Annotated in this window: 20 protein-coding genes and 2 riboswitches; of the genes, 14 read left to right on the forward strand and 6 right to left on the reverse strand. The window is 72.3% G+C overall.

The window, feature by feature from the left end; translation table 11 throughout:
• Positions 1–70: 70 nt before the first annotated feature.
• The 3 genes from ftsR to QSK37_RS21155 all read left to right on the forward strand — a co-directional run bounded on the left by ftsR (position 71) and on the right by QSK37_RS21155 (position 3673).
• Positions 71–781: a transcriptional regulator FtsR gene (gene ftsR, locus QSK37_RS21145; RefSeq protein WP_285623718.1), complete on the forward strand. Its 711-nt coding sequence runs from the start codon at positions 71–73 to the stop codon at positions 779–781.
• Positions 782–1051: 270 nt separating this feature from the next.
• Positions 1052–1522, forward strand: coding sequence for a bifunctional nuclease family protein (locus QSK37_RS21150; protein ID WP_285576096.1), 471 nt, complete (start codon positions 1052–1054; stop codon positions 1520–1522).
• Between the two features lie 1557 nt (positions 1523–3079).
• Positions 3080–3673, forward strand: coding sequence for a MerR family transcriptional regulator (locus QSK37_RS21155; protein WP_285576094.1), 594 nt, complete (start codon positions 3080–3082; stop codon positions 3671–3673).
• 30 nt (positions 3674–3703) lie between these two features.
• Here QSK37_RS21155 and QSK37_RS21160 read toward each other — a convergent pair whose 3' ends face one another.
• Together QSK37_RS21160 and QSK37_RS21165 are read right to left on the reverse strand one after the other, a co-directional pair.
• Positions 3704–6079, reverse strand: a complete 2376-nt coding sequence (locus QSK37_RS21160; protein ID WP_349497980.1) for a lysylphosphatidylglycerol synthase transmembrane domain-containing protein — start codon at positions 6077–6079, stop codon at positions 3704–3706.
• Positions 6080–6258: 179 nt separating this feature from the next.
• Positions 6259–7053 carry a TetR/AcrR family transcriptional regulator gene (locus QSK37_RS21165; protein ID WP_285623722.1) on the reverse strand — a complete coding sequence of 265 codons (795 nt, stop codon included), beginning with the start codon at positions 7051–7053 and terminating at the stop codon, positions 6259–6261.
• 109 nt (positions 7054–7162) lie between these two features.
• Here QSK37_RS21165 and QSK37_RS21170 point away from each other — a divergent pair, with 109 nt between their 5' ends.
• From QSK37_RS21170 to QSK37_RS21185, 4 genes are all read left to right on the forward strand, one after another.
• Positions 7163–8125, forward strand: a complete 963-nt coding sequence (locus tag QSK37_RS21170; protein WP_285623725.1) for an ATP-binding cassette domain-containing protein — start codon at positions 7163–7165, stop codon at positions 8123–8125.
• A complete protein-coding gene (locus QSK37_RS21175) occupies positions 8125–8958 on the forward strand; it encodes an ABC transporter permease (RefSeq protein ID WP_285623727.1) in 834 nt (277 codons plus the stop codon). Before QSK37_RS21170 ends, QSK37_RS21175 begins: the two co-directional genes overlap by 1 nt.
• 69 nt (positions 8959–9027) lie before the next feature.
• Positions 9028–9125, forward strand: a riboswitch (glycine riboswitch).
• 1 nt (position 9126) lies between these two features.
• Positions 9127–9237: riboswitch (glycine riboswitch) on the forward strand.
• Positions 9238–9294: 57 nt separating this feature from the next.
• Complete coding sequence (gene gcvP, locus QSK37_RS21180) at positions 9295–12135, forward strand: aminomethyl-transferring glycine dehydrogenase (protein ID WP_285623729.1); 2841 nt, start codon at positions 9295–9297, stop codon at positions 12133–12135.
• A 381-nt stretch (positions 12136–12516) separates the two neighbouring features.
• A complete protein-coding gene (locus tag QSK37_RS21185) occupies positions 12517–13650 on the forward strand; it encodes a tetratricopeptide repeat protein (RefSeq protein ID WP_285623732.1) in 1134 nt (377 codons plus the stop codon).
• A 121-nt stretch (positions 13651–13771) separates the two neighbouring features.
• Here QSK37_RS21185 and QSK37_RS21190 read toward each other — a convergent pair whose 3' ends face one another.
• Positions 13772–14200: a PPOX class F420-dependent oxidoreductase gene (locus tag QSK37_RS21190; RefSeq protein ID WP_285623734.1), complete on the reverse strand. Its 429-nt coding sequence runs from the start codon at positions 14198–14200 to the stop codon at positions 13772–13774.
• Positions 14201–14275: 75 nt separating this feature from the next.
• Here QSK37_RS21190 and QSK37_RS21195 point away from each other — a divergent pair, with 75 nt between their 5' ends.
• Entirely contained in the window at positions 14276–14887 is a 612-nt protein-coding gene (locus QSK37_RS21195) for an alpha/beta hydrolase family protein (protein ID WP_285623737.1), read from the forward strand.
• 53 nt (positions 14888–14940) lie between these two features.
• Here QSK37_RS21195 and QSK37_RS21200 read toward each other — a convergent pair whose 3' ends face one another.
• Entirely contained in the window at positions 14941–15144 is a 204-nt protein-coding gene (locus tag QSK37_RS21200) for a DUF5999 family protein (protein ID WP_285623739.1), read from the reverse strand.
• 311 nt (positions 15145–15455) lie between these two features.
• On the opposite strand from QSK37_RS21200, the gene QSK37_RS21205 reads away from it, so the two are divergent.
• From QSK37_RS21205 to QSK37_RS21225, 5 genes are all read left to right on the forward strand, one after another.
• Positions 15456–16208 (forward strand): (Fe-S)-binding protein, encoded by a 753-nt coding sequence (locus tag QSK37_RS21205; protein ID WP_285623741.1) that lies wholly within the window; start codon positions 15456–15458, stop codon positions 16206–16208.
• Positions 16205–17353 carry a 4Fe-4S dicluster domain-containing protein gene (locus tag QSK37_RS21210; protein WP_285623744.1) on the forward strand — a complete coding sequence of 383 codons (1149 nt, stop codon included), beginning with the start codon at positions 16205–16207 and terminating at the stop codon, positions 17351–17353. Before QSK37_RS21205 ends, QSK37_RS21210 begins: the two co-directional genes overlap by 4 nt.
• A 142-nt stretch (positions 17354–17495) precedes the next feature.
• The gene (locus QSK37_RS21215; protein ID WP_285623747.1) at positions 17496–18086 is read left to right on the forward strand and encodes a LutC/YkgG family protein; all 591 of its coding nucleotides are present in this window, start codon (positions 17496–17498) and stop codon (positions 18084–18086) included.
• Positions 18087–18354: 268 nt separating this feature from the next.
• On the forward strand, positions 18355–20361 hold the full coding sequence (locus QSK37_RS21220; protein ID WP_285623750.1) for a zinc ribbon domain-containing protein: 2007 nt from the start codon (positions 18355–18357) through the stop codon (positions 20359–20361).
• Between the two features lie 74 nt (positions 20362–20435).
• Positions 20436–21095, forward strand: coding sequence for a DNA alkylation repair protein (locus QSK37_RS21225; RefSeq protein ID WP_432705587.1), 660 nt, complete (start codon positions 20436–20438; stop codon positions 21093–21095).
• A 7-nt stretch (positions 21096–21102) separates the two neighbouring features.
• On the opposite strand, the gene QSK37_RS21230 is transcribed toward QSK37_RS21225, so the two are convergent.
• Both QSK37_RS21230 and QSK37_RS21235 read right to left on the reverse strand, forming a co-directional pair.
• Positions 21103–21969, reverse strand: a complete 867-nt coding sequence (locus QSK37_RS21230) for an oxygenase MpaB family protein (protein ID WP_285623752.1) — start codon at positions 21967–21969, stop codon at positions 21103–21105.
• A 126-nt stretch (positions 21970–22095) separates the two neighbouring features.
• Positions 22096–22632: a TetR/AcrR family transcriptional regulator gene (locus tag QSK37_RS21235; RefSeq protein WP_285576064.1), complete on the reverse strand. Its 537-nt coding sequence runs from the start codon at positions 22630–22632 to the stop codon at positions 22096–22098.
• 179 nt (positions 22633–22811) lie between these two features.
• Between QSK37_RS21235 and QSK37_RS21240 the strand changes: the two genes are divergently transcribed.
• Positions 22812–23222, forward strand: coding sequence for a plectin (locus QSK37_RS21240; protein ID WP_285623753.1), 411 nt, complete (start codon positions 22812–22814; stop codon positions 23220–23222).
• Positions 23223–23443 lie beyond the last annotated feature (221 nt).

Consider the following 23443-nt stretch of genomic DNA (forward strand, 5'->3'; position numbering starts at 1 on the left):
CGCTGGAGGCCTGGCCGCCCGGGGCGCGCGAGGGCCGCGCCACCGGGCCCGTTGAGCTTCGGGGGCGCGCATGAGCGGTTCGGCCGCACGCGCGACGATGACGATCGGCGAGGTGCTGGGGCTCCTGTCCGCGGAGTTCCCCGACGTCACCGTCTCGAAGATCCGCTTCCTCGAGTCGGAGGGGCTGATCGAGCCCGAGCGCAGCCCGTCCGGCTACCGCAAGTTCGCCCCGGCCGACGTGGAACGCCTGCGGTTCATCCTGGCCGCGCAGCGTGACCACTACCTGCCGCTGCGGGTCATCAAGGAACACCTCGACGCCGTCGACCGCGGGCAGAACCCTCCGCCGCTGGGCGAACACCGCCGCGCGCCGCGCGGCCTCGTCGCCACCGACAGCGTCCACGAGGACAGCGGCGACGTACGGCTCACGCGCCGGCAACTCCTCGACGCCACCGGGGTCGACCCCGAGGTGCTCGGGGAGCTGGAGGAGTTCGGGCTGGTCAGCCGGGTGAGCGGCCAATACGACGGCGACGCGCTGACCGTCGCGCGCGCGGCCGCGGCGCTGCGTTCCTTCGGCTTCGAACCGCGCCACCTGCGGGCCGTCAAGGCGGCCGCCGACCGCGAGGTCGGCCTGATCGAGGCGGCCGTCGCCCCGACACTGCGCCAGCGCAGCCCGGGCGCCCACGCACGCGCCGCGGAGACCGCGAAGGAGATCGCGTCGCTGTCGCTGAAGCTGCACGCGGCCCTCGTCTCCACCGGCCTGCGGGCCACGCTCGAGCCCTGAGGCCTCCGGCGTCGTTCGGCCGGCCCGCGTCGGTTACTCGGCGCGTTCCTCTGGACACCCTCTGTGGCGGCACGCCCGGAGTCCACACGGGTGCGAGGAAGATCACGACGCTGCCGGCCGCCCGTCTCGCCGGGTGCGCGTGGCCTCGATCAGGCCCGTACGCCCGGTGAAGCGGGCGGATCCGGCCGTCCACGGCGCTCCGGCCCGGCCCGGCCGGGGTGTACGTTGGGCTAAAGGGTTTCGGGTAAGCCGTCTCAGCAGGGAGCCGCAGTGAAGCAGATGGAGGTCGTCGGCGTACGGGTCGAGATGCCCTCCAACCAGCCCATCGTGCTGCTGAAGGAGACGGATGGGGACCGTTACCTGCCCATCTGGATCGGAGCGGTGGAGGCCACCGCGATCGCCTTCGCCCAGCAGGGTGTGCTGCCCGCGCGTCCGCTCACTCATGATCTGTTCCGTGACGTCCTGGACGCCTTCGAGGTCCAGCTCCGCACCGTGAACATCACCGCCCTGCGGGAGGGCATCTTCTTCGCCGACCTGGTCTTCTCCAACGGCGTCGAGGTCAGCGCCCGCCCCTCGGACTCGATCGCCCTGGCACTGCGCACCGGCGCGTCGATCTTCGCCAGCGAGGACGTGCTGGAGGAGGCCGGCGTCGCGATCCCGGACGAGCAGGAGGACGAGGTCGAGAAGTTCCGCGAGTTCCTCGACACGATCTCTCCCGAGGACTTCGGCCGCGCCACCTGAGCCACCCGCGCTGTCCCGGCCGCCGTCTTGAGGGGTTCGGTGCGTTGCCACGGGTGGAGTTCCTGCGTTCCGCCCCCTGAGCGTGGAACCAGCAGGGATCAACGCTCCCCGCGAGCTGAACCAGTCGCGCCCCTTTTCCGCCAATGACCGTCCGCCCGTCCCTGGCCGGGCGCCGGGGGTGGCGGTGGCGCTGCGGGCGGGGCGGCCCGCTGCCGCACGGGACGAGCGGACGTTCACGTCGTTCCGGGCAGGAGCCTCCGAACCGGGAACCACCAGGGCGCCGAGCCGGCGCGAGCCGAGCCGCCTGTGCGACCTTGATCCGTCATCGCTCACGCGCTGGTCGTGTCCGGTGGACGGGCGGCGCGGGGCGCCAGGGGAGCGGAGGCGCCCGTGCCGGCCCGCCGTCGTGGGGAAGAGGCGGACGGTCGCCCTCCGGGCGGAAGCTCCCGTACTGCCCGCCGACACCTGGAACCAGGCGGTGCCTGGGCTTCGTGCGGGTTGAACCGGACGTGCGACCGTGATCCGTCATCGGTCATGTTCTGGTCGTAGCCGGTGAGCGGGCGTGTACGGGTCGCCACGAGCCCCGTGGCGGGCGGCAGCGATAACGGCCGAGGCGTCCGTCTTGGCCCGCTGCCGCCCGAGATCAGCAGACACCCGCACCGCGGGCGGAGGCCTCCTGCCCCCCGTTCACGCGTCAAGCCATGCGGCGTCGACCGTCGCCTGGTCGGCAACGGCGGCGGCGAGGGGCTTGGACGGCGCGGGTCGCCGCGGACACCGTGACGCCGCGTCGGTGTCCGTCCCGCCTCGCCATTCAGGGGGACCAGCGAACGTTCGCGCCGCAGGCGGAAGCCTTCCGCACCGGCCACTGACGCGTGAGGCCGGCAGGGGCCCGTACTCGGCGCGACCTCGATCCGTCCATCGGTCCGTAACCTCTGGACGGGCGGCAGCGGCCGCCGCGCTGCGGGCGGAGGTCTCCGTCCTCACCGGCCTTCACGCGCGGGACCGGCAGACGGCCGGGCCCCGGTCAAAAGCCTCCGTACCGCCCGCCGACGCCCGGAACCCCGCCGAGGCTCACGCTCCGAGCGCTCGATGCCTCAGCCCCCGCCAGGTGATACGCCCGCCCTCCCTGGGGGTTCCATCCCACTCCGATTGTCCAGGGCCCGATTCCGCCGGGGCAAGGCGCTCTGGCGGCTGTGGACAACCGACCGCACCGGCCTGCTCCGGTCACGCTGGACGCCTCGGCTCGGCGATTACCCGGCTGACCTGGGGTGCGTTCCGGTCACGGCTGTGGAAAGCGCCGATGCCGGAGGGTTTCCTTTCCGCGGTCCAGGGGCATAGCCTCGTCACCAAGGCCGGTGGTACGTGGTCAGATGCCCCAAAGACAGCGACTGCGGTGATTTGGAGACGTCGTAACGGTTTGCAGTCGCGTGCGACGCGCCGAGGGCGAACGTTGACCCTCGTCTGGCCGCGACCTACCGTGCTGCTTGAACACCTGCGGTGTAATTCCGTCAAACCCCCTTGGTGGATCACTGCGGGATGATAGAGCCGGAGGTCCGCGTGGCGGCAAGCAGCGGCGAGGGCAAGGCGGCCCGCGACAGGCGTGATGCCTCTCAACGCGCCGGAGAGCAGGGACTCCTGTTCGGTGGTGCGGTGTCGCCTCTTCCCGATGACGTCGGATACCGCGGTCCGACCGCGTGCGCCGCCGCGGGCATCACCTATCGTCAGCTCGACTACTGGGCGCGCACGGAGCTCGTGGAGCCGAGCGTACGGTCCGCGCACGGGTCGGGTTCGCAGCGTCTCTACAGCTTCCGCGACATCCTGGTGCTCAAAGTCGTCAAGCGGCTGCTCGACACCGGAGTGTCACTCCAGCAGATACGCACGGCCGTCGAGCACCTGCGAAACCGCGGCGTCGAGGACCTCGCGCAGATCACGTTGATGAGCGACGGCGTCAGCGTCTACGAGTGCACCTCGCCCGACGAGGTCGTCGATCTCCTCCAGGGCGGCCAAGGGGTCTTCGGCATCGCTCTGGGCCGCGTCTGGCAGGAGGTGGAGGCCGGCCTGGCGGAGCTCCCCGCCGAACGGGCCCACAGCGACCACGACGCGCCGGGCGACGAGCTGGCGCACCGCCGCCGCGTCCGCCGCACAGGCTGACCCGCGCGAAAGCCGTACGCGCCGACCCCCTCAGATCGCCTCGGCGCGCTGCAGATGGGTGAAGGCGGCCCACCCGGGCAGCACCGGCAGCCAGAAGGTCAGCAGCCGGAACATCAGCACCGCGGACGTCGCCGTACCCGCCGGCAGACCGGCCAGCGTCAGGCCCAGTGACAGCGCACCCTCCACCGCCCCCAGCCCGCCCGGCGTCGGCGCCGCCGAGCCCAGCGCGTTGCCCGTCAGGAACACCACGGCGACCGTCGTGAAACCCATCGACCCGCCGAACGCCCGGATCGAGGCGTCCAGGCACACGACGAACGCCACGGTCAGCAGCAGTGTGCCGCCCATGCCGGTGGCGATCTTCTTCGGCGACTGCAGCACGTCCAGGAGCCGTGGCACGACCCCGGAGAACAGCGACCGAGTCCGGGACGTCACGAGGCGGCGCAGCGGACCGATCGAGAAGACGACGACCGCCAGGACGGCCGCCGCGAGCAGCGCGATGATGATCGCCCGGGAGGGCGGAAGCGAGGGCCCGGTGCCGCCGCTGCCCGTGACGTACCCGAACAGCAGGATCAGCAGCACGTGGCAGGCCATCCCGGTGAGCTGGGAGGCGCCGACGCTGGCCGCCGCCTGTCCCGCCGGGACGCCGGACTTCTGCAGGTAACGCGTGTTCACCGCGATGCCGCCGACCGCGGCGGGCGCCACCAGCTTGACGAACGAGGCTGCGAGCTGGACCAGCACCGTGCGCCACAGCCGCAGCCGCTCCGGCACGAACCCGAGCAGCATGAACGCCGCCGCGAGATAGCTGAGCGCCGAGGCCGCCAGCCCGACGCCGAACCAGCGCCAGTCCGCGTTCGAGAGCAGCCCCGGGACGTCGACGTTGCCGAGCTGGGACAGCAGGATGTACGCGCCGACCATCCCGGCGATCACGCTGATCAGCGTGCGGGGGCTGAACCGGTCGAGCTGCGCCGGCTCGGCGGCGATCTCCGGGCGGAGCACGCGGATCTGTTCCCTCAGGGCGCTGAGCGACAGCTTGTCGCGGCGCAGGGCGGTCCGCGTGCTCCGGGCGAGCACCACCTTCTGCAGCAGCGGCACCACGGCGGCCAGGGATTCGGGGCCGAGCACCGCCGCCGCCGTACGGACCGCGCGCTCCGGGCCGACGCGCAGGGCCACGTCGGTGAGGAGCTGGGCCAGGTCGAGCCGCAGCGCCAGGTCACCGGCGGCCGTCTCCCCGGCGCGCAGGTCGATGAGGTGGGGGCGGCCGTCCGCGGCGACGAGAACGCTCGCGGCGACCAGCCGGCGGTGGGCGAGCCGGTGCCGCTGGAGCACGCCCAGCAGCCGCCAGACGTCACCGAGCAGCGCGTCGGTCAACTCGTCGTCGGGCACCTCCGCCAGGGTGCGCCCGGGCACGTGCTCGTACGCCAGCAGGGCCGCCTCGCTGCCCACCTCCGAGGTGGCCAGGAGCCGCGGCGTGGCCGCACCGGCCGCCGCCGTGGCGTACGCCATCAGCGACTCCTGTTCCAGCGACCGGCGCAGCGAGCGGATCGTCCGGCGCGGAGTGCCGCCGCGCAGCCGTGCGCGGCGCCACAGCCGGTAGAGCAGCCCGGCGGTCTGCTGGTCGCGGTCGAGCACGGTCACATCGACGCTGCGGCCGTCGGCGAGCGTGACGCCGTAGCGGCGGAACTCGTCGTGGTCGTCGGAGGCCCGCGCGGCGCGGACCGGCTCCAGGCCCACCCGTCGCAGCGCCGTCATCACCGCGCGGCCCGGCGGTCGCGTGTTGGGCGAACCGGCCGCGTACAGGGTGCCGTACCCGACGGCGCGCCCGATGAGGTACGTCGTGACGAGCGCGAGCGGCGTGATGGCGCCGGCGGTGAGCGAGGCGATGGCGTCCAGGCCGACGACCGTCCAGGTCACGGCCTGCCAGCGCGTACGGCCGGACAGCCGTACGGCGGTGACGTAGGCGATGACCGGCGTGATGTCGATGTGGGCGGGGCCGGGGAACCAACCGCCGTGCCGCTTCCACGTGAGGTACCAGGCGAGGTCCCGCATGCCGGCGGCGGTGACCCAGGAGTCGATCGTCAGCGACACGCCGAGCGCCAGGACCGCGGCGAGCACGCCGATCGCGACGCGCAGGCCGTCGCGGTGGATGACGCGCTCGACGCCGAAGGCGACCGGGACGGCGAGCACGACGATGCCGGAGGCGAGCCCGGCGAGCGTGAGCAGCAGATGCGGCGCCTGCTCGGTGCCGTGCGTGATGTCGGAGGACAGGCCGCTGGTCGTCTCGCGGGCCACGTGGGCGAGCCCGAGGATCAACGCGATGGCGCCGACGGACACCAGGAACCGGAAGGCGTCGGCGGGCCGCCGGAGGCGCGCCGGCAGCGAGGGCTCCTCGACGGGGGGATCGGTCACCGCGCCGCCCGGGCCTCGGGGGCGCGTCAGCATGTCACCGCCATGTGGCCGGTCGGGGGATTCGTTAGCGGGCACGAGGTGAATCTTCCCAGCCCGGCAGCTCGGTTATCGGCAGGACGTCCCCCTGTGCCGCCCCCGGGGTACGGAAGGGTGCCCTCGCGAGACACGGCGGCAACGGCTCAGATGCCGAGCCGGGCGGAGATACCGTCGAGTACGCAGGTGAGGCCGAACTCGAACTGCCAGTCGGCGTCGTCCTGGTTCGACCCTTCGAGGATGTAGCGGCCCAGCGCCGGATAGCGGCCCGAATCCAGCATCCACCGCACCCACGGCGCGTACGCCAGCCGTACGTCGTCCTCGGACTCCCACCCCTTGCGCTCCAGGACCTCCCGCTGCGCCACCTCGGCGAAGACCGCGCCGCGCGCGAAGGAGGTCACCGCGCCGAACGCCGCCATCATCGTGTCCACGTCGAGGCCGAGACCCTCGATGGAGGTCAGGGCCCGCTCGGTGAGCGCGACGCTGTTGGGGGACAAGGAGGCCGGGACGCGGGCGAAGGCCTGGATCGTCCATGGGTGGCGCAGGCTGAGCGCGCGGAACTGGCGGGCGTACCCGTCGGCGACCTCGCGCCAGCCCCCGTCCGGCAGGTCGATCTCGGCCAGCACCGCGTCGAGCATCAGCTCGTAGACCTCGTCCTTGCCGGTGACGTAGCGGTACAGGCCCATGGTGGCGACGCCCAGGCGTTCGGCGAGGCGCCGCATGGACACGGCGCTCAGCCCCTCGGCGTCGGCGATCTCGACGGCGGCGCGCGCGATCTGCTCATGCGTCAGCGCCGGGCGCGGACCGCGGCCGGGGCCCTCGATGCGCTCCCAGAGCGTCGGCTTCCGGCGGCCCTGCGCCCGCTCCTCCTCGAACTCCGCGATCTTTTCGCGGAAGCGCCGCATCCGCTCGTCGTCCGCGGGGTTCGCCGCGTCAGTCATGCCGCCCTCTCACATCGGCCAACCTATCAGGGCTTGTACGGCGTACGCGGTTACGCGTACGGTGTACCCAGTGAGCGTACGAGGTACGCAGTAGAAGGGAAACGATGAGATGACGAGTTCGGAGCCGGCCATCTGGGCCGAGGGGCTGCGCAAGCGGTTCGGTCCGACCGAGGCCGTACGCGGGGTCGACCTGGAGGTGCCCGAGGGCGGCGTCTTCGGCCTGCTCGGCCCGAACGGCGCCGGCAAGACCACGACCGTGCGGATCCTGTCGACGCTCACGCTGCCCGACGCCGGGCGGGCGCGGGTCGCGGGGTACGACGTGGTCCGCGACGCCGACCAGGTGCGGTACCGCATCGGCCTGGCGGGCCAGCACGCCTCGATGGACGAGAAGCTGAGCGGCCGCGACAACCTGCGGCTCTTCGGGCGCCTGTACCACCTGCCGCCCAGGGTCGCCCGGCGGCGCGCGGACGAGCTGCTGGAGCGGTTCGGCCTCGCCGGGGCCGGCGACCGCCTGGTCAAGACCTACTCCGGCGGAATGCGCCGCCGGATCGACCTGATCTCCAGCCTGATCACCGCGCCGCCGGTGCTCTTCCTGGACGAGCCGACGACCGGCCTGGACCCGCGCAGTCGCGGCGAGATCTGGGACACGATCCGCGAGCTGGTCGCCGACGGCGTGACCGTGCTGCTGACCACGCAGTACCTCGACGAGGCCGACCGGCTCGCCGACCGGGTCGCCGTGGTCGACCGGGGACAGGTGATCGCCTCGGGCACGCCGGACGAGCTGAAGGCCGAGATCGGCAGCCGCATCGACGTCGTCGTCTCCGCCGCGGACGCGTTCGCCGACGCCACCGCCGTGCTCTCCCGGATCGGCGAGCCGGACACCGATCCGGAGTCCCGCCGGGTGAGCGTCCCCGTCTCCGCCGGCTCCGTCACTCTGCCCGCCGTCGTGCGCGAGCTGGACCGCGCCGGCGTCGAGGTCGAGGACGTCACGCTGAGGCGTCCCACCCTCGACGAGGTGTTCCTCCGCCTGACCGGCCGGGCCGAAGAGACCGCGGAGAAGGTGAGCGCCTGATGGTCCTCCATGCCCCCGTCGCGCCCACCGGACGCCTGGACCGGCTCCGCTGGACCCTCACCGACGGCGTCACCCTGGTGTGGCGCAACCTCGTCCAGCTCAAGAACCAGCCCGGGGAACTCGTCGGCGCGCTGGTCTTCCCGGCCGTCATGGTCGTGCTGTTCGGCTACGTCTTCGGCAGCGCGATCAAGGTCCCCGGCGGCGGGAACTACCGGGAGTACCTCATGCCCGGCCTGTTCGCGATGACCTCGATCACCAGCTTCATGACCACGATGCTCGCGGTGGCCACCGACGCCTCCAAGGGCGTCATGGACCGGTTCCGCTCGATGCCGATGGCCCGGTCGGCCGTGCCGTTCGGGCAGGTCGGCGGCGACATCCTGGTCGGCGCCCTCGGCATGGTCATCATGGTCGGCTGCGGCCTGGCCGTCGGCTGGCGCATCCACGACGGGCTGCCGAAGGCGCTCGCGGCGTTCGGCCTGCTGATCCTCCTGCGCTACGCGATCTCCTGGGCGGGAGTGCTCTGCGGCCTGGTGGTGAAGAACGAGGAGACCGCCGACCAGATGGTGCCGCTGGTCTTCCCGGTGTCGATGCTGTCGAACTCCTTCGTGCCGACCGCCGGCATGCCGGCCTGGCTGCGGGTGATCGCCGACTGGAACCCGGTCAGCGCGGCGGTCGCGGCCTGCCGTGGGCTGTTCGGCAACCCCGGCGCTCCGGCCGGCGACGTCGCGCTGCCGCTGCGGCATCCGGTGGCGGCGACCCTGCTCTGGTCCGGCGTGCTACTCGTGATCTTCGTTCCGCTGAGCGTCCGCCGCTTCCGCACCCTGAACCGCTGACCTTTACGGCCCGCACGCCCCATGCTTAACGTCGGGGAAACAACCCTCCGGTAGGGTGGAGATCGCCGTCGAACCCGCGCGGGAGAGATCCCGGTGCAGCCAGTGCCGGGGCGCCGAAGGAGCAAACCTCCCCGGAACCTCTCAGGCAAAAGGACCGCGTGGGCGAGGCACCTCTGGAAAGCGGGAGACCGGGGCCGTTCCATCGGCCGCCGATCCTCACCGAAGGTGCAAGCCGCGTCCGTCGCGGCGAAGCTCTCAGGTCCAGGTGACAGAGGGGGAGACCGGCCACCGGCGTGCCCGGTGGCGTCCGCGCCCCGACTCGCCTGGAGGCTCCCCATGACCGATGTTCCGTTCGCCGCTCGCCACATCGGCCCCTCCCCGGCCGAACGCGCCTCGATGGCCGAGACCGCCGGGTACGACGGCGTCGGCGCGCTCGTCGACGCGGCCGTGCCCGCCCGGATCCGCACCGACCGCCCGCTCGACCTGCCGCCCGCGCTCAGCGAGGTGGAGGCGCTGGCGCGGCTGCGTGAGCTGGCCGCCCGCAACCAGGTGCTCACCTCGATGATCGGCCTCGGCTACCACGGGACGATCACCCCGGGCGTGATCCTGCGCAACGTCCTGGAGAACCCCGGCTGGTACACCGCCTACACGCCGTACCAGCCGGAGATCTCCCAGGGGCGGCTCGAGGCGCTGCTGAACTTCCAGACCATGGTGAGCGACCTGACCGGGCTGCCGGTGGCGAACGCCTCGCTGCTGGACGAGGGCACCGCCGCCGCGGAGGCGATGACGCTGGCGCACCGCGTCGCGCCGCGGGGGAGCGGCGACACCTTCCTCGTCGACTCCGACGTGCTGCCGCAGACCGTCGAGGTGATCCGCACCCGCGCGGTGCCGCTGGGCATCGAGGTCGTCGTCGCCGACACGTCCGGGGGACTGCCGGAGGGCGACTTCTTCGGCGTGCTGCTGCAGTACCCGGGCGCGAGCGGCGCCGTACGCGACCTGTCGGGGCTGACCGAGGCGGCGCACGGGCGCGGCGCCCAGGTCGTGGTCGCCGCCGACCTGCTCGCCCTGACACTGCTCCGGCCGCCGGGGGAGTTCGGCGCCGACATCGCGGTCGGCACGACGCAGCGCTTCGGCGTGCCGTACGGCTTCGGCGGCCCGCACGCCGGCTACATGTCGGTGCGCGACGGCATCCAGCGTCAGCTTCCCGGCCGGCTCGTCGGCGTCTCGCTCGACGCCGACGGCGGGCCGGCGTACCGGCTCGCGCTGCAGACCCGGGAGCAGCACATCCGCCGGGAGAAGGCCACCAGCAACATCTGCACCGCCCAGGTGCTGCTCGCCGTGATGGCGAGCATGTACGCCGTCTACCACGGCCCCGAGGGCCTGAAGGGTATCGCCGAGCGGGTGCACGGCCACGCGGCGCGCCTCGCCGCCGGCCTGCGCGCACGGGACGTCGAGGTCGTCCACGACGCCTTCTTCGACACCGTGCTCGCCCGTGTTCCGGGCCGCGCCGAAGAGATCGTGCGGTCCGCCGGCGAGCGCGGGATCAACCTCCGCCTCGTCGACGCCGACCATGTGGGCGTGTCCTGCGACGAGATCACGACGGCTGAGCACGTCACACTGGTGCTCCGCGCCTTTGGCATGCGGGACAACGAGAACTTCGTCGCGCTCGGCGACGCAATGCCCACAGCCTTGCGGCGGGAGAGCGAGTTCCTCACGCACCCGGTGTTCCACGCGCACCGGTCGGAGACGGCGATGCTGCGCTACCTGCGCCGGCTCCAGGACAAGGACATCGCGCTGGACCGCTCGATGATCCCGCTCGGCTCCTGCACGATGAAGCTGAACGCCACCGCCGAGATGGAGCCGATCACCTGGCCGGAGTTCGCGCAGATCCACCCCTTCGCGCCGCTGGAGCAGGCGCGGGGGTACGTCGAGCTGATCGGTGAGCTCGAGTCCTGGCTCGCCGAGATCACCGGGTACGCCAAGGTGTCGGTGCAGCCCAACGCCGGTTCGCAGGGGGAGCTGGCCGGCCTGCTCGCCGTGCACGGCTACCACGCCGCACGCGGAGAGAGCCACCGGAACGTCTGCCTGATCCCGTCCTCGGCGCACGGCACGAACGCCGCCAGCGCGGTGATGGCCGGGATGCGGGTGGTCGTGGTCAAGAGCACCGAGAGCGGCGACATCGACCTCGACGACCTGCACGCCAAGATCGACAAGCACCGCGACGACCTCGCCGCGATCATGGTGACCTACCCCTCGACGCACGGCATCTACGAGGAGACGATCACCGAGGTCTGTGAGAGCGTGCACGCGGCCGGCGGCCAGGTCTACGTCGACGGCGCCAACCTCAACGCCCTCGTCGGGCTGGCGCGCCTCGGGGAGTTCGGCGCCGACGTGTCGCACCTGAACCTCCACAAGACCTTCTGCATCCCGCACGGCGGCGGCGGGCCGGGCGTCGGCCCGGTGGGCGTGCGCGAGCACCTCGTGCCGTTCCTGCCCAACCACCCGCTGCGGCCCGAGGCCGGTCCGGAGACCGGCAGCGGCCCGATCTCGGCGGCTCCGTGGGGCTCGGCGGGCATCCTGCCGATCTCGTGGGCCTACATCGCGATGATGGGCGCCGACGGGCTGCGCGAGGCGACCGAGGCGGCGGTGCTGGCCGCCAACTACGTCGCCAAGCGGCTCGACGGCCACTACCCGGTGCTGTTCACCGGCCGGGGCGGCCTCGTCGCCCACGAGTGCATCATCGACATCCGGAAGATCACCAAGGAGACGAAGGTCACCGCCGAGGACGTCGCCAAGCGGCTCATCGACTACGGCCTCCACGCCCCGACCCTCGCCTTCCCGGTGGCCGGCACGCTGATGATCGAGCCGACCGAGAGCGAGGACCGCGCCGAGCTCGACCGCTTCTGCGACGCGATGATCGAGATCCGGCGGGAGATCGAGCGGGTGGCGGCCGGCGAGTACGACGCCGACGACAACCCGCTCAAGAACGCCCCGCACACGGCGGCGTCGCTGCTGACCACCGAGTGGAAGCACTCCTACACCCGCGAGGAGGCGGCCTACCCGGTCCCGTCGCTGCGGGAGAACAAGTACTGGTCGCCGGTGCGCCGCATCGACCAGGCCTACGGCGACCGCAACCTGGTCTGCGCCTGCCCGCCGCCGGAGGCCTTCGAGTCCTGACCCGTACGCGCGTGCGGGCCGGGCCCCGGCCCGCACGCTCAGCGGCGCCGCGACTCGCGGAATGAGTCCTCGTCGTCGGCGTGGAGGACCTCCTCCACGGTTCCGCCGAAACAACGGTCCGGGCGGATCGCGAGCGGAAGCGCGGCCCTGCTCGATCGCGTTGATCGTCTGGCGCGGCACGCGCTCCGGTGTCGAGGACGCTTTCCATTGGCCCGAGCCGGACATCGCGGTCACGCTGCGGGACGAGGCGGCCCGAATCCCGTTAGGCTCATGCCACACGCCGCCTACCCCCAAGGGCACGGAGATGAGTGCGAGCGACGCCTGTGAGGCGCCGATGAGGACGTCCGGCGACGGGACCGCCCGTGGCCGCCGGAGCGCGTCATGACGACCCCGCCGGAGGAGGCGGCCACGGATCCGTCGACCCGGCTCGACGAGGCACGCAGACACGCCGAGGGCGGCCGGCTCGACGAGGCCGCCACACTGTTCCGCCAGGTGATGGAGGCCGGCGCGACGGCCGAGCGCGCACAGGCGGCCCTCGGGCTCGCGGTGGTGCTCGAGAGCGGCGGCGACCTCGACGGCGCCCGCGAGGCCGACCGGGCCGCGATCGCCACCAAGGACCCGGAGTACGGCGCGCGCGCCGCGTACCACCTGGCGTTGTCCTGGGAGCGCTCCGGCGACCGCGACCGGGCGCGCGAGGCCTGGCGGACCGTGGTGGACTTCGCCAACCCGGCGTACCTGCCGCCCGCCTGCCTGGCGCTGGCGCAGCTCGCCGACGAGGAGGGCGACGCCGCGCAGGCCTGCGAGTGGTGGGAACGCGTCATCGCCACCGGCGACCCGCGCTACGGCCCGGCCGCCGCCCACGACCTCGCGCTGCGGCTGCTCGACTGGGGCGAGCCCGCCCGCGCCCAGCGCGCGCTCGACGCGGCGCTGGACGTCGTCGACCGCAGGCGCGACCGGCAGACGCACGCGCGCCTCGCGGTGAGCCTCGGCATCGCCCACCTCGAACAGGCGATCGCGGCGTTCGGCAGCGTCACCCCGACCGAGGACTCCGACCCCGAGGTCGTACCACTCGCGATCGAACTCCTGGCCCGCACCCTCCCGCTGCGCGGCCGCGACGAGACGGCCCAGGAGGTGTGGCGCCGCGGGCTGGACGACCCGGCGCTGGGCGAGCACGTCCGCGCCCGGCTGCGGCGCACGTTCGGCACCGACGGCGGCGAGCACCTGTGGTGGGAGGACGACATCGAGGCCGCGCTGCGGGCCGGCGCGCTGCCGCTGCTGACCGGTGAGGCGTTCGGCGCGCTCGACCACATGTACGCGGTCGCCGCCATGCGCTACGCCGAGGGCCCCGAGGGGCTGCCCGCCGAGCTGTACGACCTGCTCAGGCAGCTCGTGCGGGTGCCGGAGGACTACGCCTGGGGCGAGGCGCTGAAGGAGAGCTTCGCCGAACGCCTGCGACAGGTCATGGGCGGCTCGGACGCACCGGTCCCACCACCGAGGTGGCCCGCCGACGAGTGAGCCGGCGAGCGCGTCCGCCGATCGCGCTCGGGTTTGCCGGTCGCGCTCGCCTCCTCACTCACTCCGCGGACGGCTCGTCCCTCACCGTCCACTCCGCTCGCTCGTCGGCTCGCCGCTCGGGTCAGTCGGCGATGTCTCGTACGGCGACCGCCTTCTCGATGCGGACACGGACGAGGTACTCGCCGGGCACGCCGTTGCGTTCGCCGTACTCCTCGGCGCGGTCGCCGCCCATGTAACGGCCGCCGAGCCGGGTCGCCCACCGGCGTACCTCGTCCAGGTCGGTGGACAGCGTCGCCCGTCCCCACAGCGACACGAACGAGAACGGCGGCGCGTCCTCGTCCACGCACACGCAGATGCGCGGGTCGCGGCGCAGCGCGCGGCCCTTGACGCTCGACTCGTGGGTGGTGAAGACCAGGTCGTCGCCGTCGAGCAGGAACCAGATGGGCGTCACGTGCGGTGTTCCGTCGGCACTGGTCACCGCGGCCTTCCCGGTACGGGTGCCGCTCGAGACGAACTCCCGCCACTCGGCCGTGCTCATCGTCTTCGCCATGATCAGATCATCTCCCATGCCGCCCGCGCCACACCGGCCAGGGGGAGTCGACGCAGGTGGAGTACGGTGCGTGCCATGGAGCCGACGTGGGAGGTGGCGACGCCGGCGGGGCCGGCCGAGGTCACGCTGGACGAGGTGGCCGACCCGGCGTTCCTGCTGGCGCTGACGCACGGGTCGAACGGCGGGCTGGACGCGCCGGACCTGCGGGCGGTGCGCGCCGAGGCGATCCGGCTGGGCGGGGCCGTGGCCGGGATCCGGCAGCCGTTCCGCGTGGCGGGAAGGCGGGCGCCCGGGGCGCCGGACCGCCAGGACGAGGCCTGGCTGACGGTCATCGAGGCGCTGCGGGAGCGGTACGGCGACGTGCCGCTGATTCAGTGCGGGCGGAGCAACGGCGCCCGCGTGGCGTGCCGTACGGCGCTGAAGGCCGGGGCGCGCGGGGTGCTCGCGCTGGCGTTCCCGCTGCACCCGCCGTCGAACCCGGCCAAGTCGCGCGCCGGGGAGCTGCGCGACGCGGGGGTGGAGGTGGTGGTCGTCAACGGCGACCGTGATCCGTTCGGGGTGCCGGATCCGGCCGACGCGACGGAGGTGCGCATCGTGCCGGGCGAACGGCATGATCTTTCCCGGACCCCGTCGGCGGTCGGCGAGGTGGCGGCCGAATGGCTCGGCCGATGGAGCGGTCGAAGCTGAATCCCCCTGAGGATGATCACTCGAAAGAACTAGTCCCCCGTGTGAGGAACGTGTCAGGCCGCCGACGGAGCAGGAAGGTCCGTCGGACGGTGCGGAGCGATGATCTCCCCGTCGGGAAGCAGCTCACCGGTGTCCTCGAACAGCACGATGCCGTTGCACAGGAGACTCCACCCCTGCTCGGGGTGGCACGTGACGGTGCGGGCGGCCTCGCGGTCGCGCGCCGTCGCTTCGGGACAGGGCGGCTGGTGTTGGCACATGGTTCGTGCCTCCGGTCTCAACTACTGGGGTGGTCTGTCTGTGTGTCTCTATCCAGTGAGACGTTGTCAAGTGTGCTGTGGTTCACCCTCACGGCGACATAGCACGGCCGGGCGGTTTTCCAGTTGGCCTGATCGCCTCCCAGTACTCACCGGTGACACAGATCACTTTACGGCTTATCGGCCCACACTCGCATCAATAACGGCCAAAGAACAACTCTTGGGGCAGAGCGCGACTCTGTTCGAGTTTCCATGATCAGCCTTGAATCTCCGTCCTAGGATGCTGTAGTGCGTCGGAGGGAAGGGGAGCCCACGTGCGCATCGCCGTGTTCGTCACGTGCTGGGGGGATGCGCTTTTTCCCGCCACTGGACGGGCCGTCGTACGGCTGCTCGAGCATCTCGGGCACGAGGTCGTCTTCGAGCCGGCCCAGACCTGCTGCGGGCACATGCACTGGACGGCCGGATACCATCCGGAAGCCATCGCGCTGGCCCGCCGCCTCACCGAGGTCTTCGCCGGTCATGACGTGATCGTGACCCCGTCCGCCTCGTGCGCCGCGACCGTCCGCACCGCCTACCCGCGGATGGACCCGGCGCTCGCCGGCTTACCCGTCTACGAGCTGTCCGAGCTGCTCGTCGACGTGCTGGGCGTCACCGACGTCGGCGCGCGCTACCCGCACCGGGTGACCTACCAGCCGACGTGTCACTCGTTGCGGGCCCTCGGTCTCGGAGACCGGCCGCTCCGGCTGCTGCGCGCGGTCCGCGACCTGGAGCTGGCCGACCTGCCCGAGGCGGGGGAGTGCTGCGGCTTCGGCGGGGCCTTCGCCGTGAAGAACGCCGACACCTCGGTCGCGATGGTCGCCGACAAGATCGCGCGGATCCACGAGACCGGCGCCGACGTGGTCTGCGCCACCGACGACTCCTGCCTCACCCACCTCGGCGGCGCCCTGTCGCGGCTGCGCAGCGGGGTGCGCGCGGTGCACCTCGCCGAGATCCTCGCCTCCGGGCTCGGGGCGGCCGGGCCCGCGCCGGTTCCCGGTGGCGTGGCGCGCCGAGCGGACGCGCCGTGAGGTTCTCCGACGCGGCGCGCCCCGAGCTCGGCGACCCCGCCGCGCGCCGCGGGCGACGACGGGCCGCCGCCGAGGCACGAGGGCGCCGCGCGGACGCGGTCGGCGGCTTCCCCGGCTGGGAGGCGCTCCGCGAGGCCGGCGCCGCGATCCGCGAGCGCACGCTCCGCGAGCTCGGCACCCACCTCGAGACGCTGGAGGCCGCCGTCGAGGAGGAGGGCGGGCACGTCCACTGGGCGCGCGACGCCGCCGAGGCCCGCCGGATCATCGACTCCCTGCTTCCGGACGACGTCCCGGCCGCCCTGGTCCGCTCCGACGTCACCGACGAGATCGGGCTCGACGGCGCGGAGCCCGGCCCGCACAGCAAGGCCGCGGTCGTCGGCGCCGGCTTCCTGGTGGCCGAGACCGGCACGCTCGTCGTCGCCGAGAGAGGCGACGGCCTGAGCTTCCCCGGCACGCTCGTGGCCGTGGCGGGCATCGAGGACGTCGTTCCCGGCTGGACCGACCTGGAGGTGCTGCTCCAGCTCGTGTCCCGCGCGGGCGCGGGCGTGCCGATGCGGCCCGCGATCAGCACCCGCACCGGCGACTTCGCGCTCGTGCTGCTCGACAACGGCCGTACCACCGTGCTCGCCGATCCGGACGGGCGGGCGGCCCTGCGGTGCGTCCACTGCTCCGCCTGCAGCGATGTCTGCCCCGTCTTCCAGCGCACCGGCCCGCGGCCGTACGGTCCGGGCCGTGCGGGGCCGATCGGGGCCGTGCTCACGCCGCAGGTACGCGGCGTCGAGGCGCCGCTGGGCGCGTCACTGCCGTTCGCCTCGACGCTGTGCGGCGCGTGCGCCGACGTCTGCCCGGTGAAGATCGACATCCCGGCGATGCTCGTGCACCTGCGGGGCCGGGTCGTCGACGCGCGCCGCGGCCGTCCGGTGCCGCCACCGGAGATGCTCCTGATGCGCGGCCTCGCCTGGAGCATGGGCGACGAGCGCCGCTACGAGCACACGCTCGTACGCCGGGCGCGGTGGGCGCGCCTGCTCGCCCGCGACGGGCGGATTCGCCGGCTGCCCGGCCTGTTCGGCAAGTGGACCGACGCCCGCGACCTGCCCGCCCCGCCCCGGCAGAGCTTCCGCGCCTGGTGGCGGCGCCGACGATGAGCGAACGCGGCGAGCGAATCGGTGAGCATGGTCCGCCTGCGGTCACTCCCTCCGGCGAAGGAGGATCCAGTGAGTGAGCGCAGCGAGCGAATCAGTGAGCATGGTCCGCCTGCGGTCACACCCTCCGACGAAGGAGGATCCAGTGACCGCTCGTGAGGAGATCCTGGGGCGGGTACGGGGGGCGTTCCCCGGTGGGGACGGCGGGGGCGTGACCGTGCCGCGCGGCTACCGGCGGCGCGCCCCGGTGCCGCGCGGAGACGTGATCGCGCTGTTCGGTGAGCGTCTCGCGGACCGGCGGGCCGCCGTGCGCCACGTGGCGCTCGACGAGCTGGCGGTGGCGATGGCGGCGATGCTCTGGGCGCGTGAGGCTAAGCGCGTCGCGGTCCCCGCCGACCTGCCACGGGCCTGGCTGCCGGGCCTCGACGGCGTGCGCCCGCTCACCGACGACCCGCCGCTCGACCCGGCGGCGCTCGCCGAGGCGGACGGCGTGGTCACCGGCTGCGCGCTCGCCATCGCCGAGACCGGCACCGTGGTCCTCGACGGCGGACGCGCCCAGGGACGCCGGGAGCTGACGCTCGTCCCGCGTCACCACCTGTGCGTGGTGCACGCCGACCAGATCGTGCACACCGTCCCCGAGGCCGTCGGCCGTCTCGACCCGTACCTCCCGCTGAGCTGGATCAGCGGTCCCTCCGCCGGACGCACGCTGGAGATCCTCGTAGTGGAGGACTGGTAACTGACAGGGCTGTGTGGTCGTCTCCCGTCGTAGGCTCACGGGTTCTCTTAAGGGTCCGTGATGTTTCGTGGCTGGTCGCTCGAGGGCGTCGAGTTGCGGTGGTTGGTCACGATGGCGAAAGCGGGTGTGCTCGATGGTGTTTCGCCGGTGGGTGGGTGAGGCCCTGACGGTGCTGGCCTCGCTCGAATTTTCGAATGACCGGGCGGATTGCGGATACGGGTCGTTACCGTGCGTGCATGCTTGGTTGCGTGTCATCCGGTCGTGTCGCATGAGCCGGAAACTTCCGTTGGCTGAGGGTCAGGTGGCCCGGACCGCGACCGCCCGGATGCTGCTGCGTGGCGGGGTCGATGAGAAGACCGGGGAGGCTCTGACGGCGCGGATGGTGGCTGAGCGGGTGGGCTGGGCCGCGGATCTGGTCGCGGGGATGACCGCCGGTCTGCTGGCCGAGCATTGGAATGCCGGTGATGTGGCTGTGCTGGCCGGTGGGGTGGATGGCGCGGGCCGTGTGTTGCCTGCGAATGCGTGGATGGCGTTGCGACGTTTGGGATGGGGCGCGACCCCCTCTGAGGGGATCAAGGTCAATGACCGGATCGTGCGGATGGCGCAGGAACAGGCCGGGCGGATCCTGCGTGGTGCGCAGCACCGCGTCCAGCTGACCGCCGGAATCTTGGCGACCTGGCCCGCCGAGGCGGGAAAACGCACGCCGGCTGAGTGGGACGCCGTCCGTGAGGCGATCCCCGGCGGCCGATCCCTGCCCGGCAGCGTGATCAAAGCACGCACACGGCAGATCATGGCCTTCGCCGAGAAGTATGGGCGGTTTCCGGTCGATGTGTTCGAGCTGGAAGAGGTGCCGGGTGCGGCGCGGATGCTGGTGCTGGCGGCGGTGGACCGCCAGCAGGCCACCTTGGAACGTGCCGACGAGGACCCGGCCAGGGTGCTGGTGCGGCTGCAACTGCCCCTTCGCCCGGATCCGCGTTCCTACGCCGACTGGACCTGGGTGGCCTGCCCGCTCACGTTGCCGCCCACCGTCCCGCCTGATGCGGTGCCGCACCTGCCCACACTCCGCCCCCAAGACCAGAAAGTAAGCGTGGACCTGGCGTTCTCCCACCCCGTCCCCAAGGCTGAGGGGAAGGGCCACACGACGGCGCTGGGGGTGGACTGGGGCCTGAACACTCTGCTGGCGGCAGGCGCGGTGCGCCGCGACAATGACGGCACCATCACCGCGCTCGGGGCCGGGGCGATGTTCCGGGCGAGTGGGGTGATGGCCCGTCAGCACCGGCTACGCCGCCACAGCGAACGCCTGCACGCCAAAACCGACACCTACGCCCGCCTCATCGGCGGCCAGGGGGACCACTACCTGGCCGCCAAACACGCCGTCCTGACGGCCGAACGCCGACACGTGGCCGATCGCCGGTCCGGTTTGAACGACGCGCTGGCCTGGTCGGCCGCACGCTGGACGGTGGATCAGGCGATCGCCGTCGGCGCGAGCGTGATCTACCTAGAAGACCTGCGGTCGATGGAGGCCAAAGGCATGGGCCGCACCCTCAACACCCGCCTGTCCCAGACCGTGCGCGGACGGATCGCCGACAACATGCGGCACCTGGCCGCCGAGACCGGCATCGCCGTGGTCACCGTCCCCGCACCCGACACTTCCAAGCACTGCCCGCAGTGCCTGGTCCCTTTGCGGCACTGCAAGGCACCCGACCGGCCCACCACACCCGGATGGAAATGGGCGATCTGCCCCAACCCGCAATGCGGCTGGCAAGGCGACCGCGACCACGGCGCATGGCGGCGTATCGCCGCCCGTGGTCTCACCCACCAGCCCACCACCACCATCGACCGCGCCACCGGCCGCATGACCATCCCCCGCGTCATAGACACACTCGAAACCAGCGCGGTCATCGCGTCGACCGTGCCTTCTCCAGCCGGCGGGGGTGACCGGTCCAAGACCGGACCCACCCCGCACCGATCCCCACGCCCCGTGCCCAGGCGACGCGAGGCACCCTCCACCCCCAGCCCCCGCAGGCCGGCAGGTCAGCGTCCGGAGGGACACGCTCACACGGACCCCAGACCGCCCCGCGCGGCCTGCCGGTACCAGGGCGTGCGCACACCCGTGCACACGATCAGCTCAAGCACCCCCACCAGTCGGAACCGTCCACGGCACCGACCCAAGGGAACGGCACTGGGCGCAGGCTTCCACCTGCACGCCCACGCCGCCCCACCGCGATGGGCAGATCCCCCGATCACAACACTTAATGTGACTACGGATCCCTAGGCTGATCAGAGACGCTGCATCCTTCACGTGATGGACAGGAGGCTGGGGTGGCCGAGACGACGGTGGCCGAGGTGATGGCCGAACTGGCCGCCCTGGAGGACCCGAAGACACGCGAAGTGAACGAGAGGCACGGTGACGATCACGGGGTGAACCTCGGCAGGCTGAGGGCGTTCGCGAAGCGGCTGAAGACCCAGCCGGAACTCGCGCGCCGGCTCTGGGAGACCGAGGACACCGCGGCGAGGCTGCTGGCGCTCCTCATCTGCCGTCCCAAGGCGTTCGAGCGTGACGAGTTGGATGCCATGGTGCGCGACGCGCGTACCCCGAAGGTGCACGACTGGCTCGTGAACTACGTGGTGAAGAAGAACCCGCACGCCGAAGAGCTGCGCGTGGCCTGGTCCGCCGATCCGGATCCCGTCGTCGCGAGCGCCGGCTGGGCGCTGACCACCGAACGCGTGGCGAAGAGGCCCGAGGGCCTCGCCCTCGCAGGGCTGCTCGACGTCATCGAGGCGGAGATGAAGGACGCCCCGGATCGCCTGCAGTGGGCGATGAACCACTGCCTGGCTCAGATCGGGATCGAGCACGCCGAGCACCGCGCCCGTGCGATCGACATCGGCGAGCGCCTGGAGGTGCTCAAGGACTACCCGACCCCTCCGAACTGCACGTCTCCGTTCGCGCCCGTCTGGATCAGCGAGATGGTGCGCCGACGGCAGGACGACCAGGGCGTTCGCGCGTGAGCTCCGCTCAGCCCGTGCGCGCGGCGCGCTCGCGGATCCAGCCGGGGCCGATCTCCTCCAGCGTGTAGCCGTTCCGGTACGTGCGCGGGCGCGGTGTCTTCGGCATCGACGCCGGGCGCGCCGGCATCAGTCGGACCAGCAGCGCGCGGGCCCGCAGCGCGCGGTCGGCGGCGACCTCCAGCGCGCGCGGCGCGCCGCGCAGGCCCAGCGCCTCCCGCAGCGGCGCGTCGGTCATCGCGATCACGCCGCTGCGCGCGAGCGGCCGCGCGAAGCGGGGGAACCAGCCCTGGAAGATGGCGATCGTCGCATCGGCCACGCGGCGGCTCGGCTCGTTGAAGGCGAAGTGCTCGCGCTCGTAGCCATCGAGCAGGGCGGCGAACTCCTCGTAGGTCTCCGGGATGTCCTTCAGGCCCATGAGGCGGCCCATGTGCCGGAAGGTGTTGACCGTCGCCCGCACCTCGTGCCGGCTGTACGGCCGCCAGCCGTACCGCGAGATCCACCGCACCGGCACGACCACGAAGGTCGCCAGGACGTAGAGGAAGTCGTCGTTGCTGATCGGGTACCTGCCGTGGATCCGGTTCATGTGCCGGATCGCCGCCCGTCCCCGCGGGGAGTCCATGCCGCCGTCGCGCGTCGTCTCGTACAGCAGGACGACGGTGTCGTCGTAGCGCTTCTGACCGTGGTCGGCGAACTCGCGCGTCCGGTCGAGCAGTCCGCCGATGGAGGGGACGGCATAGGTGCGGAAGAGCGCGAGTTCGAGCGCGCGGGTCACGTCCCAGGGGAATTCGTACTCGGTGCTGATCCGGTAGATCTCCTGGTAGTCGCTCTCGGGGTCGAGCCGCTGGATCTGCCGGAGCCGGGAGTAGCGGGCCATGCGAGCCCTCCGGGGGTAAGAGTTCGCTTACAGGGGATCGGCGCGAGCATCGTACGGGACGATCCGCCCCGGTGCTGTGGCAGGGCTCACAGTCACCGGGCGGCCGCACATCGTGGCGGACGCCGATCAGGCGATCGCGGCCAGCACCCCGTCCAGGCCCGCGCGGAACCGGCCGTCGCGGTCCAGATCCGGCGCCGTCTCGGCGGCCTGCTCCCGCGCGTCGAGTGCGACCACGCCCAGGAGGTAGCCGAGGAGGGTGTGCGCGCCGACCGCCGCCTCGGCCTCCGTGCGCCCGGCGGTGCGCAGCAGGTCCTGGACCGACTGGGTGGTGGCCATGAGCGCTCCGGGGTTGCGCCGGGTCACGATGAGCGGCATGACGCCGACGTGATCGAGCAGCCGGTCGCGGTAGCCGCCGGCCCACGCGCGCAGCCGGTCGCGCACGTCACCGGCGCCGGGCGGCACCGGGTGCGCGGCCACGTGCGCGATCAGCTGCTCCAGCAGCTGTTCCTTGCCGTGGGGGAGATGGTGGTAGATCGCCATCGCCTCGACCTCCAGGGCATCGCCCAGCCGGCGCATGGTGAGGCGGCCGAGCCCCTGGCCGTCGATGAGGTGGAGCGCGGTCTCGATGATGCGCTCACGGGTGAGCGGCGGTCGCTGCGACATGATCGCACCTTACTATGTAAAGGCGGCGGCCGGGAAGTGTCCCCGCCGCGTGTCACCCCGCGTCACCCTCTACCCTTGGCTCGGGACAGCAACGAAGGAAGGAGCGCCGTCATGAGCGAACGCAGTGAGCGAATCGAAGACACAGCGCTCATGGTCACTGCTCCGACGAAGGAGGGCTCATGAGCCTGGGTCGTAAACCGAGCCCGGAGGTCGCCGAGCGCTACGCCGCCGACAAGGAGCTCGCCGCCGGCCTGCGTGACAGGCTCGCCGACGCGCAGGAGGCCGAGAGCCGCCTCCGCTCCGCCCAGGCCGAGCACCGGCCGTACGAGGACGTGCGCGAGCTCGCCATCGCCTACGACCGCGCGCTGTTCGACGCGCTGGCCGCCGCGAACGCCGCCGAGCGCGTGGCGATGGGGACCAAGACCTACGAGTCCGGCGACGCCAAGCAGCGCCGGGGCGCGCAGATCGCCGCTCGTCGCGCGCGGGCCAAGCCGTCGGTGCGGCCGTACACCGACGAGGCCGACCGGCTGCGGTCGCTGCGCGAGGCGCACAAGCTGAGCTTCCGCACCAGCCCGTCCATCGCGAGCTGAGCCGGCCGTCTCGTAGATCGTTCGCTTGCATCCGGTCATCAGCACGGTGACCTGACGGCGGGGTCGCGGTCCCGCTGGGCACACTGGGCGCGGACGTTGATCGTCTCGTGCGCTCGTGCCCGTGGAGCCGCGGCCGGCCGAAGCCATCGAACGTAGCCATCGAACGCTTGCGCGTGGGGGTGACGCGACCAGCGTGAACACGGCGTACCGAAGTGACACGG

Origin of the sequence: Actinoallomurus iriomotensis (assembly GCF_030269445.1) — a bacterium.
Lineage (GTDB): Bacteria > Actinomycetota > Actinomycetes > Streptosporangiales > Streptosporangiaceae > Actinoallomurus > Actinoallomurus iriomotensis.

Bases quoted from the DNA above. Each gene is read 5' to 3' on its own strand.
- QSK37_RS21225 (WP_432705587.1), top strand. From the start codon at position 20,436: ATGGCCGAACTGGCCGCCCTGGAGGACCCGAAGACACGCGAAGTGAAC.
- QSK37_RS21170 (WP_285623725.1), top strand. From the start codon at position 7,163: ATGACGAGTTCGGAGCCGGCCATCTGGGCCGAGGGGCTGCGCAAGCGG.
- gcvP (WP_285623729.1), top strand. From the start codon at position 9,295: ATGACCGATGTTCCGTTCGCCGCTCGCCACATCGGCCCCTCCCCGGCC.
- QSK37_RS21195 (WP_285623737.1), top strand. From the start codon at position 14,276: ATGGAGCCGACGTGGGAGGTGGCGACGCCGGCGGGGCCGGCCGAGGTC.
- QSK37_RS21230 (WP_285623752.1), bottom strand. From the start codon at position 21,969: ATGGCCCGCTACTCCCGGCTCCGGCAGATCCAGCGGCTCGACCCCGAG.
- ftsR (WP_285623718.1), top strand. From the start codon at position 71: ATGAGCGGTTCGGCCGCACGCGCGACGATGACGATCGGCGAGGTGCTG.
- QSK37_RS21185 (WP_285623732.1), top strand. From the start codon at position 12,517: ATGACGACCCCGCCGGAGGAGGCGGCCACGGATCCGTCGACCCGGCTC.
- QSK37_RS21200 (WP_285623739.1), bottom strand. From the start codon at position 15,144: ATGTGCCAACACCAGCCGCCCTGTCCCGAAGCGACGGCGCGCGACCGC.
- QSK37_RS21235 (WP_285576064.1), bottom strand. From the start codon at position 22,632: ATGTCGCAGCGACCGCCGCTCACCCGTGAGCGCATCATCGAGACCGCG.
- QSK37_RS21165 (WP_285623722.1), bottom strand. From the start codon at position 7,053: ATGACTGACGCGGCGAACCCCGCGGACGACGAGCGGATGCGGCGCTTC.
- QSK37_RS21220 (WP_285623750.1), top strand. From the start codon at position 18,355: ATGAGCCGGAAACTTCCGTTGGCTGAGGGTCAGGTGGCCCGGACCGCG.
- QSK37_RS21175 (WP_285623727.1), top strand. From the start codon at position 8,125: ATGGTCCTCCATGCCCCCGTCGCGCCCACCGGACGCCTGGACCGGCTC.
- QSK37_RS21190 (WP_285623734.1), bottom strand. From the start codon at position 14,200: ATGGCGAAGACGATGAGCACGGCCGAGTGGCGGGAGTTCGTCTCGAGC.
- QSK37_RS21240 (WP_285623753.1), top strand. From the start codon at position 22,812: ATGAGCCTGGGTCGTAAACCGAGCCCGGAGGTCGCCGAGCGCTACGCC.